The sequence below is a fragment of the Streptomyces sp. Root1304 genome, from assembly GCF_001426405.1.
Lineage (GTDB): Bacteria > Actinomycetota > Actinomycetes > Streptomycetales > Streptomycetaceae > Streptomyces.
Window position 1 is genome coordinate 301676 of the sequence record NZ_LMEP01000002.1, and the last position, 11970, is coordinate 313645.

Sequence of the window (11970 nt, forward strand, 5' to 3'; positions counted from 1 at the left end):
GGAACGTATTCCGAAGTCAATCGTTCAGAGGTACCGGGCGTACGCGTCCAGCACCCCCAGCACCTCCTTCTCACCCCCCGGCGGCAGCTGCAGGACGATCTCCTCGCAGCCCAGTTCCGCGTAGTGCGCCACCTTGCCCGGGCTCGGCAGGACCGCGTACGGGACCAGCTGGAGGGCCTTCGGGTCGCGGCCCGCCGCCTCCCAGGCCGTGCGCAGGACCGGGAGCGACTCCGTCAGGCCCCGGCCGCCGATCGGCATCCAGCCGTCCGTCTGCGCGGCGATCTGCGCGAACAGCTTCGGGCCCGCCGCGCCCCCCAGGAGGATCCGGGGCGCGCCGCCGGCCGGCTTCGGCCAGGCCTCGGAGGCGCGTACGGAGTCGCCGAGCGCCCCCTCGTACGCCGTCGGCTCCGGCGCCCACAGCGCCTTCATCAGATCGAGCCGTTCGCGGCCGAGCTCCCGGCGGGCCGGCCAGGCGACGCCGTGGTCGGCGGCCTCCTCGCGGTTCCAGCCGAAGCCGACGCCGAGGGTGAAGCGGCCGCCCGAGAGGTGGTCGAGGGTGGCGATCTGCTTGGCGAGGGCGATCGGGTCGTGCTGGGCGAGCAGCGTGACCCCGGTGCCGAGCAGCAGGCGTTCGGTGACGGCGGCGGCCTGGCCGAGGGCCACGAAGGGGTCGAGGGTGCGGCCGTACTCCCGGGGCAGCTCGCCGCCAGCGGGGTAGGGCGTCTCCCGGGAGACGGGGATGTGGGTGTGCTCGGGCAGGTAGAGCCCGCCGAAGCCGCGCTGCTCCAGCTCGCGCGCGAGCCGCACGGGGGTGATGGTCTCGTCGGTCAGGAAGATCGTGGTCGAGATCCGCATGACGGCACGGTAGGGCGTACGGCCCGGATTTCCGAGGGGTCCGGCACGGGCGCGTACCGCCCCGCCCCCGCCCGGCCCGAAATCCCCGGGCGTCCGCCCGGCCCTCCGCCTACCGTGGCCGGGTGCTGAAGCAGATCGAGACGTACTACGACGCCGTCCCCCGTTCCTCCGCCCGCGCCGAGGCGTTCGGGCCGCTGACCCTCTTCGTGCAGGAGGGGCAGGGCTGGCCCTATTACGCCCGCCCGGCGCTCGGGCACGAGGGCGGGGTGCCCGTCGACGCCGTGGAGGAAGTGCGCTCCCGGCAGCGCGCGTTGGGGGTTCCCGAGGCCTTCGAGTGGGTGGCGGAGACGACACCGGGGCTGCGGGCCGCCGTGGAGGCGACCGGGCTCACCGTGCACGAGCACCCGCTGATGGTCCTGGCGGGCGAGCCGCTCGCCGTACCGGGACCCGAGGGCTTCGCCGTACGGATGGTGGGCGCGGACGACCCCGCGCTGGAGACCGCCGTCGCCGCCCCGTACGCCGCCTTCGGGGCGGAGCCGCAGCCCGGCACCGCCGCGCGGATCGCCGAGCGGATCACGGGCGGCCTGACCCGGCTCGCGGCGGCCCTCGACGGCTCCGGGAACGCCCTCGCGGCCGGACAGCACCAGCCCGTCGGAACGGTCTCCGAGGTCGTCGGCGTCGGCACCGTCCCGGCGGCGCGCCGCCGGGGCCTCGGGCTCGCGGTCACCGCCGCCCTCGTCGCGGACGCCCGCGCCCACGGCACGGAGCTGGTGTTCCTGACGGCCTCGGACGCGGACGTGGCCCGGCTCTACGGCCGGCTCGGCTTCCGTACGGTCGCGACCGCCCTGATCGCGGAGGCCCCGGACGCTTGACCTTGACACGGTGACAAGCTCTTCACTGGGCGCCGAGGAGGTGCTCCCGATGAGCATGCGAGCAGAGGACACGGCCGGGGCGCGGGCGCTCCGGGGCCTGGCGGACGGCAGTGCCCCGGTGCGGCTGCGGGCCGCGCTGGAGGTCGGTACGCGGCCGGACCCGGCGTACGTCGGGGAACTCGTCGAGCGGTGCGCGGTCGAGCCGGACTTCTCCGTGCGCGAGACGCTGACCTGGGCGCTCACCCGTCACCCGGCGGCGGTGACGGTGCCGGCGCTCGTCGACGAGGTCCGCTCCGGGCGGACGCAGGCGCGGAGCCAGGCCCTGCACACCCTGTCCAAGATCGGGGACCGCCGGGCCTGGCCGGTGATCACCCCGGCGCTGCTGTCCGACGCCGACGACGAGGTGGCGCGGTGCGCCTGGCGGGCGGCGGTGGTCCTCGTACCCGAGGGTGAGGAGTACGCGCTCGCGCGGGTCCTCGCGTCCCAGCTCGGTCGGGGCCCGCGCGCCACGCGGCTCAGCCTCAGCCGGGCGCTGGTCGCGCTCGGCGAGGTGATGCTGCCGGTGCTGGACGCCGCCGCGGACGGTCCCGACCCCCGCGCGCGGGCGCACGCGCTCGCCACGGACCGGCTGTGGCACGACCCGGACGCCGGGTTCGAGAGCGCGGTCGAGGAGGCGAAGCGGATCGTGGCCCTCGGCGGGGACGGCCGGTAGGGGCCGGTGGACGGCCGGGAAGGGCCGAGGACGGTCGGGAAGGGCCGGTGGACGGCCGGTGAGGGCCGAGGACGGTCGGGAAGGGCCGGTGGACGGCCCGCAAAGGCCAGGAAGGGCGGTGGGCGTTGCTGATCGGCGAGGTCGCGCGGCGGTCCGGGGTGAGCGCCCGCATGCTCCGGCACTACGAGCGGCTCGGCCTGGTGCGGCCCACCGGCCGTACAGGGTCCGGCTACCGGGAGTACTCCGAGGAGAACATCCGGCGCGTCTTCCACATCGAGAGCCTGCGCTCGCTGGGGCTCTCCCTGCACGAGGTGGGCCGCGCGCTCGACGACCCCGGGTTCGCGCCCGCGCGGCTCGTCGACGACCTCGTCCGCCGCACCCACGAGCGCATCGCGGCGGAGACGGAGCTGCTCACCCGGCTGCGCCGGATCGACGCCTCGGAGCCCGCCGGCTGGGAGGACGTGCTCCGGACGGTCGCGCTCCTGCGGGGGCTGGGGTCGGCGAGCCCGGGGACGCGGCAGCGGGCGGCCCTGTCCTCGGCCGAGGACGTGCCCGTGCCGGCGGAGGCGCTGGTCGAGGCGGTGCTCGGCGAGCCGGACCCGATCGTCGCGGGGGCCCTGCGCTGGGCGCTGGCCCGGTCGGGCGGGGACGTGGCGGCGCTGCTCGCGGAGGGGCTCGGCTCGCCCGTGGCGGAGGTGCGCGCGCGTGCCGTCCTGTCCCTCACGGAGATCCCCGGGGAGGAGGCGACCGCACTGCTGCGGGAGGCCCTCGCCCACCCCGACGCGGCGGTCCGGGCGTGCGCGGCTCCGGCGCTCGGGGCGCGGGGGGTGGCCGAGGCGGTCCCCGCGCTGCTCGACATGGTCGTCGCGGAGCGGAACGACGCCGACGCGGCGGACGCGCTGGGCGTGCTGGCGGGCGATCCCGCGCTCGCGGAGGAGATCGCCGCCGGGCTGGTCGGCCGCCTCGCCCGCGCCGCGGCGGAGCCGTCCGCCCGCCGCCGGCTGACGCAGGCGCTCGCGGAGGTCCCGGGGCCCACGGCGTCCCGCGCCCTCGCGGAGCTGGCCCGGGACGAGGACCGCGCGGTCGCGCTCACCGCGGCGTACGTCCTCACCCTGCGGAGCCCGCCGGAGGCCGGACCGGCCTTCTGAGAAAACTTCCCGGAACCTGTCACACGTTCCGCGCGCGCTCCGTCAGTGCAGTGAGAGCGACGGACGAACGAGAACGAACGACACCGAGGAGCGATCACCATGGCGCACGAGACCAAGGCCCGGATGACCAACCCCGCCTACGTCCTTCCCGAGGCCGGCCCCGCGATCCAGAACCTGATCAAGGCCACCCGGCAGGGCGGGGTTCCGGAGTCGACCCTGGAGCTGGTGCACCTGCGGGCCAGCCAGATCAACAACTGCGGCTTCTGCGTCGACTACGGCGCGAAGAGCGCCCGCAAGAGCGGTGTGAGCGACGAGAAGCTGTTCGCCGTCGCCGCCTGGCGCGAGGCCCCGTACTTCTCCGACGAGGAGCGCGCGGCCCTCGCCCTCGCCGAGGCGGCGACCCGGCTCGCCGACGCCTCGGACGCGGTGCCGGACGACGTCTGGGACGCGGCGGCCGACCACTACGACGAGAAGCAGCTCGCCGCGATCGTCCTGATGGTCGCCGTCACCAACCTGTTCAACCGGCTCAACGTCACCGTGCGCCAGCCGGCCGGCGTGGGTCTCTGACCGCGCCCGTCACAGCCGGTCCCGTGACGCGGGACGGGGAGACCGACGAGCGGCTGCACGCGGTGGCGGCCTGGCGGGAGAACCCGTACTTCACCGGGGCGGAGCGCGCGGCGCCGGCCCTCGCCGAGCACGCGACCCGGCCGCCGACCGCCGCGACCTGGCGGTCGTAACCGGATCCGCTCCGTCCGCGTTGGTGCGGGCATGAAGAAGATGCTCACCGCAGTCGCCCTGACCTGTTTCGCCGCGACCGGCGGCCTCTCCGCCGCCGGTACGGCCGCCGCCGACACCGGTGGCGTGAACCTGCCCTCGGTGGTGCCGCTCAGCGGCGTCCTGACCCCCAAGGCCAAGCCCGCGGCCGGCACCCCCCACCTGCCGCCCGCCAACACGGCGGTGGAGCGCCTGCTCCCCGGCCACTGAGCCGTACGCGGGGAATGACGAAAGCGGCGGACCCCCCACGGGCCGCCGCCTTCGCGTCTCTGTGACTCAGGAACTCACGGACTCAGGAGCTCACGCCTCCGGATCGCCTCAGTCGGCGACGACCAGCGACGGCGTCTCCTTCGTCAGGACCTCGCCGCGGAAGAACGCGGGGCTCCTGCGCTGCATGACCAGCATGATCACCACGCCGAGCAGCAGCAGGCCGACGCCGATCACGAAGACCGAGCCGACGCCGAGGACCGCGGAGCCGGAGCCGTACGCCGGGTCCCACATGTCGTACAGCGTCTTGCCGAAGACGGCGGTGAGCATGAGCCCGCCGAGCGCCGGGAGGAAGCCCTTGAAGGCGAAGTCGCGGGCGGTGCGGAACAGCTCGCCGCGGAAGTACCAGACGCAGGCGAAGGCCGTGAGCGCGTAGTAGAAGCAGATCATCAGGCCGAGCGCGTAGATCGTGTCGACGAGGACGTGCTCGCTGACCAGGGTCATCACCGTGTAGAAGACGCCGGTGGCGACGCCGGCGACGACGGTGGCCCTGCCGGGGGTCTTGAAGACCGGGTGGACCTTGGTGAAGGACTTCGGCAGGGCCTCGTACGTGGACATCGCGAGCACCGTACGGGCGACCGGGATGAACGTGGTCTGGAGGCTGGCGGCGGCCGAGGCGAGGACCGCGACGAAGAGCAGGATGCCGAGCGTCGGGCCCATGACCGGTCCTGCGAGGGCGGCGAAGACGTTGTCGGAGGTCTCCGGGTTGGCGAGGCCGAGGCCCTTCTCGCCGGAGCCGACGACCATCTGGGCGGCGACGCCGGTGGCCAGGTAGGAGCCGACCAGGACGACCATCGCGATGAGCGCGGCGCGGCCGGGGGTCTTGGCGCTGCCAGTGGTCTCCTCGTTGGTCGCCATGCAGGCGTCCCAGCCCCAGTACATGAAGATCGAGAGGGAGAGACCGGCGGTGAAGGCGGCGAAGGACTGGACCGCGAAGGGGTTCATCCAGGACCAGGAGAAGTCGACCGAGGTCTCGAAGGAGCCGGCCTTCGACAGGGCCATGCCGACGAAGACGGCGAGGACGACGAGTTGGAGGCCGACGAGGGTGTACTGCACGCCCTTGGTGGCCGTCATGCCCCGGTAGCTGATCGCGGTGGCCGCGGCGATGAGCGCCAGGCAGGTGACGATGTGGACGGCCTTGTTGTCGTCCAGGGCGGCGATGGACTCGCTGCCGCTGATCTCCCCCGCGAGGAGCCAGAAGTAGGAGGTCGCGACGCCGGCCAGGTTGGACAGCACGATGATCGTCGCGATGACGAGGCCCCAGCCGCACATCCAGCCGATCTTCGGCCCGAAGGCCTTCACGGTCCAGGTGAACGAGGTGCCGCAGTCGGGCATGACCTTGTTGAGCTCCCGGTACGCGAAGGCGACGAGGAGCATCGGGAGGAAGCCCGCGAGGAAGACGGCGGGCATCTGCAGTCCGACCTCGCCGGCGGTGGAGCCGAGCGTGGAGGTCAGGCAGTAGACGGGGGCGACGGTCGAGATGCCGATGACGGCGCTGCCGAGGAGGCCGACGGAGTTCCCGCCGAGGCCTTTGGTGCGCACGCCGTTGGCGTCGCCCGGGGCGTCGACGCCCCTTACCGTGTCTCCGGCCTGGGGCCGGACTTCCACCTGAGTCATGAACAGGACGTTAAATGCTGCGGTTTCCACATCCGGAAGATCAGAGTCCGCTCACTTGATCGATCATCGCCTTGCATTGCGAGGCGAAAACCGGCCATCGGCCAATGATTGAAAGATCGACCACCTCGGCCGACCGACCAACTGGTAGGTCGGTCGCCGGGTGTCCGATATGCGGGAACCGCAGTCGCGCCCCAAATGTCCGTTTCCAAATTTTCCCGAGGAATTTTCCGGAGGCGCCCCCGGACGCCTCCGCGCCGGGCTCAGCCCGGCCACACCACCGCCTGGAGCTCGCTGTAGGCGTGCAGCGCGTACGAGCCCACGTCCCGTCCGACACCGCTCTTCTTGAATCCGCCGAACGGCGCCTCCATGTTCCGGCCGATCGTGTTCACGCCCACCCCGCCGGCCCGCAGCCGGGCCGCGACCCGGAAGGCGCGGGCCACGTCGCCCGACCACACGTAGTCGATCAGGCCGTAGTCGCTGTCGTTGGCGAGCGCGATCCCCTCCTCCTCCTCGTCGAAGGGGACGACCACCACGACCGGGCCGAAGATCTCCTCCCGGACCACCCGCATCTCGTTGGTGCAGTCGGCGAGCAGCGTCGGGGCCACGTAGAAGCCCCGGTCGAAGTCCGGGCGCTCGCCGCCCACCACGACCCGCGCCCCCTCCTTGCGGCCGAGCTCGACGTACGACTCCACCCGGTCGCGGTGGGCCGCCGAGATCACCGGGCCCACCACGGTGCCCTTCGCCGCCGGGTCGCCCACCTTCATGAAGGCCAGATAGCCGGTGAGCTTCTCGATCAGCCGCTCGTAGATCCCGCGCTGCGCGAGCACCCGGGTCGGGGCGGTGCAGATCTGTCCGCTGTAGAAGGCGAAGGTCGTACCGATCCCCATGACCGCCGAGTCCAGGTCGGCGTCGTCGAAGACCAGCGCTGCCCCCTTGCCGCCCAGCTCCATCAGCTGCCGCTTCAGCGAGCGCCCGCAGACCTCGCCGATCGCCTGGCCGACGGCCGTGGAGCCGGTGAAGGACACCATGTCGACGTCCGGGGAGTCCACGGCCGCCTGCCCGGACTCCACCGAGGACCCGGTGACCACGTTGACCACGCCCGCCGGGACCCCGGCCTCCGCGAGCGCCCGGGTCATCGCGTACACCGAGAGCGGGTCCTGCGGGGCCGGCTTCACCAGCACCGTGTTGCCCATCGCGAGCGCCGGGGCGATCTTGCCCGCCGGGTTCGCCCAGGGGTTGTTGTACGAGGTGATGCAGGTGACCACGCCGACCGGGCGGCGTACCGCCACCGCGCCGAACACCCCGGCCTTCCCCATCGGGCCGGCCTCGTTGATCTGCGGGGGGAGCGCCTGCTCCACCGGCTCCATGGCCCCCCGCGCGTACCGCCGGAAGCGGGAGGAGCCGACCGCGACCTGCATCCCGCGCGCGGTCCCGGTCGTCGCGCCCGTCTCGGCGCGGGCGAGCAGGGTGTTCGCCTCGGCGTCCCTGGCCATCAGGTCGGCGGCCCGGTCGAGGATCGCCGCCCGCTCCTCCGGTTTCGTGCGGGACCAGGTGGCGAAGGCCTCGCGGGCGGCGGCGGCCGCCTCGTACACCTGGGCCCGGGAGGCCTCGGGCGCGAGGCCGACGACCTCCTCGGTGGCCGGGTCGATCACCTCGTAGTGGCCGCCCTCGGGCTCGACCCACTCGCCGCCGATGAAGAGCTTCTCGGTTCTCACGTCGCCGGTCATCGCGTCGCCACCGTCCTCGTGTCGCGGCCGGAGCGCAGGACCTTGCCCGGGACCGCTCCGGTCACCTCGTCGTCCCGTACCGTCTCCACGCCGTTGACCCGCACCGACACGATCCCGACCGCCCGCGAGTCGAGCCGCGGGCTGTCCCCCGGCAGGTCGTGCACGAGGGTCGCCGGGCCCGCGTCGATCCGCTCCGGGTCGAAGAGGACCAGGTCGGCGTGGAAGCCCTCGGTGATCCGGCCGCGCTCGCGGAGCCCGAAGAGCCGGGCCGGGTCGTCGGTCAGCATCCGGACGGCCCGCTCCAGGGGCACCAGCTTCCGGCCGCGCAGGCAGTCGCCGAGGAAGCGGGTCGTGTACGGCGCGCCGCACATCCGGTCGAGGTGCGCGCCGGCGTCGGAGCCGCCGAGCATCACGTCCTCGTGGTCCCAGGTCTCGCGGCGCAGCGCCCAGGAGGCGGGGTCGTTGTCGCTGGGCATCGGCCACAGGATCGTCCTGAGCTCGTCGTTGGCGCAGATCTCGACGAGGCACTGGAAGGCGTCCTGGCCGCGTTCGGCCGCGATGTCCTTCACGACCCGGCCGGTCAGGCCCTCGTTCTCCCGGCTGTACGTGTCCCCGATGACGTAGCGGCCGAAGTGGGCGAGGCGCCGGAAGACGCCGGCCTCCTTCGAGTCGGCGCGCCGCAGCATCTCGGCCCGCACCTCGGAGTCGCGGAGCTTCGCGATCCGCTCGGGGACGGGGAGGGCGAGGACCTCGCCCCAGCCCGGGATGAGGTTGAGCGCGCAGAAGGTGCCGAGGGACATGTTCATGGGGGTGAGGATCGGCATGGTGAGCGCGACGATCCGGCCGCCGGACTTGCGGGCCCGCTCGGAGGCGGTGAGCTGGCGCGGGACGCGTTCGGGGACGGTGGCGTCGATGGTGAGGACGTTCCAGTTGAGCGGCCTGCCCGCCGCCGCCGTCATCTCGACGAAGAGGTCGATCTCGTCGTCGGAGAACTGGTCGAGGCAGCCCGCGAGGATCGCCTCCAGCTGGGTGCCCTCGTGCTCGCCGACCGCCCGGGAGAGGGCGATCAGCTCCTCGGGGCGTGCGTGCCGGGAGGCGACGGGGGCGCCGTCGCCGTCGGAGTGGGTGGCGGACTGGGTGGTGGAGAGCCCCCAGGCGCCGGCCTCCATGGCCGCCTTGAGCAGGGCGACCATGGCGTCCAGCTGCTCGGGCGTCGGCTGCCCGCCGACGGCGTCGGCGCCCATCACGTAGCGGCGCAGGGCGCAGTGGCCGACCATGAAGCCGGCGTTGACGGCGATCCGCCCGTCGAGGGCGTCCAGGTACTCGGCGAAGGACGACCAGCTCCAGTCGACGCCCTCCTCCAGGGCCTTCAGGGCCATGCCCTCCACCTTGGACATCATCCGGCGGGTGTAGTCGGCGTCCTCGGGCCGGTCCGGGTGGAGCGGGGCGAGGGTGAAGCCGCAGTTGCCGCCGGCGACGGTGGTGACGCCGTGGTTCATGGAGGGGGTGGCGTACGGGTCCCAGAACAGCTGGGCGTCGTAGTGGGTGTGCGGGTCGACGAAGCCCGGGGTGAGGACCAGGCCGGTGGCGTCCTGGGTGGTCCGGGCGCGCTCCTTCGTCGTGCCGGGTTCGGCGACGAGGGCGATGCGCCCGTCGCGGATGCCGACGTCGGCGGTGAAGGCGGGGGCGCCGGTGCCGTCCACGACGGTGGCGCCCGTGATGAGGTGGTCGAGCATGACGGTCCCTTTCACTTCTGCGCTGGACGCGGGGCGCCCTGCGCCCTGACGTGCCCGGACCCGGGGGTGCGGTTCCGCGCGGGGTGCGGGCACGCCCGCGCCCCGGTGTGCCCGGACGCGGGCGTGCCCCGGCCGCGGGCCGCCGCGGTCGGGGCATCTGCGGGCGGCGGTCCGGGAAGACGCCGCCCACGTGGGGGTACCCCCCTGGTCGAGGACCTCGGGGGAGGTCCGCTACTCCCCTGCGGCCTGCCGGAAGCGGGTGGTGCGGTGGACGGGGTCCGTGTCGATCTCGGGGATCACGTGCTCGCCGATCAGCTTGATCGAGTTCATCGTGTCCTCGTACGAGATCCCGATCGGGATGCCGAAGGAGAGCTGGTCGGCACCGGCCGCCTCCCAGCGCTTGCACTGGGTGAGGACCTCCGAGGGGTCGCCGCAGATCATCAGCTCCTCCTGGATGAGGAGTTCGATGATCTCGGCCGAGTACTCCGGGAGCAGCTCGGGCCACTCGGGGATGCCCTCGGGCCGGGGGAAGGTGTCGTGGTAGCGGAAGAGCAGCGACTGGAGGTAGTTGAGGCCGCCGGAGACGGCGATCTCGACGGCCTTGTCGTGGGTCTCCGCGCAGATCGCCGTGGAGGTGACCATGACGTTGTCGTTGACGAAGTCGCCGACCGCCTTGGCCTCCTTGATCGCGGTCTTGTAGGACTCGACGACCCACTCCATGTCGGAGACCTTCTGCACGCTGAAGCCGAGGACGCCGAGGCCCTTCTTGGCGGCCATCGCGTACGAGGAGGGGGAGCCGGCGGCGTACCACATGGCCGGGTGGGACTTCCCGTACGGCTTGGGGAGGATCTTGCGAGGCGGCAGCGACCAGTGCTTGCCCTGGAAGCCGACGTACTCCTCCTGGAGCCACATCTTGGGGAACTCGGCGATCGTCTCCTCCCAGATCTCCTTCGTGTGGTTCATGTCGGTGATGCCCGGCATGAACCCGAGGATCTCGTGGGAGCCCGCGCCGCGGCCGGAGCCGAACTCGAAGCGTCCGCCGGAGAGGTGGTCGAGCATGGCGACCTTCTCGGCCACCTTCACCGGGTGGTTGACGGGGGCCAGGGGGTTGAAGATGCCGGAGCCGAGGTGGATGCGCTCGGTGGCGTGGGCGAGGTAGCCCAGGTAGACGTCGTTGGCGGAGATGTGCGAGTACTCGTCCAGGAAGTGGTGCTCGGATGCCCAGGCGTACTTGAACCCGGACTTGTCCGCCTGGATGACGTACTCGGTCTCCTCCATGAGCGCCTTGTGCTCGGCCTCGGGATCGGTCTCGGCGCGCTTGCCGACGTATCCCTGTACGAAGATCCCGAATTCCAAGGGGGTTCACCGTCCTCGTGAGTGTCTGACGGAGTTTCTGACGAGCCGTCAGATTCGTGATGTGCCCGACTGTCGCACCGTGCGGCAGGTGCGTCAATACCTGATGAGTCGTCAGCTGGTGGTCCGGGCGGCTCTCAGAAGAGGCTGACCCCGGCCAGCCAGCCGCCGTCGATCACGAACGGCTGGCCCGTGATGTACGCCGATTCCTCCCCGGTCAGGAAGAGCGCGAGCGCCGCCACCTCGTCCGGGCGCCCGATCCGCCCCAGCGGCACGAGCTTCCGGTACAGCTCGGCCGTGGCCGCCGGGTCCACGCCCTCCGGGTTGCTCATGGCGGTGTCGATCGCCCCCGGGCAGACCGCGTTCACCCGGATCCCCTTCGCGGCCAGCTCCAGCGCCGCGACCCGGGTCAGCCCGAGGACGGCGTGCTTCGAGGCCGCGTAGGCGCCGACCCCGGCCATCCCGGTGAGCCCCGTGTACGAGGCGGTGTTGACGATCGTGCCGCCGCCGGCCGCCTCGATCTCGGGCGCGACCGTCCGGATGCCGAGGAAGCAGCCCGTCTGGTTGACGGAGACGATCGCCTGGAACTCCTCCAGCGGGGTGGAGAGCAGTTCGTTGAAGCGGAGGATGCCCGCGTTGTTGACCAGCCCGTCGATCTTCCCGAACCGCTCCTTGGCGAAGGCCGCAGCGGCGGTCCAGTCGGCCTCCTTCGTCACGTCCAGGTGGACGTACCCGGCCCGGTCCTCCCCCAGCTCCTTGGCCAGCGCCTCACCGGCGTCGTCGAGCACGTCCGCGAGGACGACCCGGGCCCCTTCGGCGGCGAACAGCCGCGCCTCCTGCTCGCCCTGCCCGCGCGCCGCCCCGGTGACGAGGACGACCCGCCCGTCCAGCTTGCCCATGTCCGTACTC

Annotated in this window: 12 protein-coding genes; 6 read left to right on the forward strand and 6 right to left on the reverse strand. The window is 72.7% G+C overall.

The window, feature by feature from the left end:
- Positions 1–24: 24 nt before the first annotated feature.
- Complete coding sequence (locus ASD33_RS06285) at positions 25–855, reverse strand: TIGR03619 family F420-dependent LLM class oxidoreductase (RefSeq protein WP_056554622.1); 831 nt, start codon at positions 853–855, stop codon at positions 25–27.
- 122 nt (positions 856–977) lie between these two features.
- Here ASD33_RS06285 and ASD33_RS06290 point away from each other — a divergent pair, with 122 nt between their 5' ends.
- From ASD33_RS06290 to ASD33_RS06310, 6 genes are all read left to right on the forward strand, one after another.
- Positions 978–1727 (forward strand): GNAT family N-acetyltransferase, encoded by a 750-nt coding sequence (locus ASD33_RS06290; RefSeq protein WP_056554625.1) that lies wholly within the window; start codon positions 978–980, stop codon positions 1725–1727.
- Between the two features lie 49 nt (positions 1728–1776).
- A complete protein-coding gene (locus tag ASD33_RS06295) occupies positions 1777–2439 on the forward strand; it encodes a HEAT repeat domain-containing protein (RefSeq protein ID WP_056554628.1) in 663 nt (220 codons plus the stop codon).
- A 125-nt stretch (positions 2440–2564) separates the two neighbouring features.
- Positions 2565–3587: a HEAT repeat domain-containing protein gene (locus tag ASD33_RS06300; RefSeq protein ID WP_056554631.1), complete on the forward strand. Its 1023-nt coding sequence runs from the start codon at positions 2565–2567 to the stop codon at positions 3585–3587.
- Positions 3588–3686: 99 nt separating this feature from the next.
- A complete protein-coding gene (locus ASD33_RS06305; RefSeq protein WP_056554633.1) occupies positions 3687–4154 on the forward strand; it encodes a carboxymuconolactone decarboxylase family protein in 468 nt (155 codons plus the stop codon).
- Between the two features lie 23 nt (positions 4155–4177).
- Positions 4178–4324, forward strand: coding sequence for a hypothetical protein (locus ASD33_RS35410; RefSeq protein ID WP_157870000.1), 147 nt, complete (start codon positions 4178–4180; stop codon positions 4322–4324).
- Positions 4325–4355: 31 nt separating this feature from the next.
- Entirely contained in the window at positions 4356–4571 is a 216-nt protein-coding gene (locus ASD33_RS06310; RefSeq protein ID WP_056554636.1) for a hypothetical protein, read from the forward strand.
- 108 nt (positions 4572–4679) lie between these two features.
- Here ASD33_RS06310 and ASD33_RS06315 read toward each other — a convergent pair whose 3' ends face one another.
- The 5 genes from ASD33_RS06315 to ASD33_RS06335 all read right to left on the reverse strand — a co-directional run bounded on the left by ASD33_RS06315 (position 4680) and on the right by ASD33_RS06335 (position 11960).
- Complete coding sequence (locus ASD33_RS06315) at positions 4680–6245, reverse strand: APC family permease (RefSeq protein WP_056554639.1); 1566 nt, start codon at positions 6243–6245, stop codon at positions 4680–4682.
- A 260-nt stretch (positions 6246–6505) separates the two neighbouring features.
- Positions 6506–7972, reverse strand: coding sequence for an aldehyde dehydrogenase family protein (locus ASD33_RS06320; RefSeq protein WP_199863460.1), 1467 nt, complete (start codon positions 7970–7972; stop codon positions 6506–6508).
- On the reverse strand, positions 7969–9708 hold the full coding sequence (locus ASD33_RS06325) for a D-aminoacylase (RefSeq protein WP_056554642.1): 1740 nt from the start codon (positions 9706–9708) through the stop codon (positions 7969–7971). Before ASD33_RS06325 ends, ASD33_RS06320 begins: the two co-directional genes overlap by 4 nt.
- Before the next feature lie 231 nt (positions 9709–9939).
- Entirely contained in the window at positions 9940–11064 is a 1125-nt protein-coding gene (locus ASD33_RS06330; RefSeq protein ID WP_056554645.1) for an LLM class flavin-dependent oxidoreductase, read from the reverse strand.
- A gap of 134 nt (positions 11065–11198) precedes the next feature.
- Positions 11199–11960, reverse strand: coding sequence for a glucose 1-dehydrogenase (locus ASD33_RS06335; RefSeq protein WP_056554648.1), 762 nt, complete (start codon positions 11958–11960; stop codon positions 11199–11201).
- Positions 11961–11970: the final 10 nt, after the last annotated feature.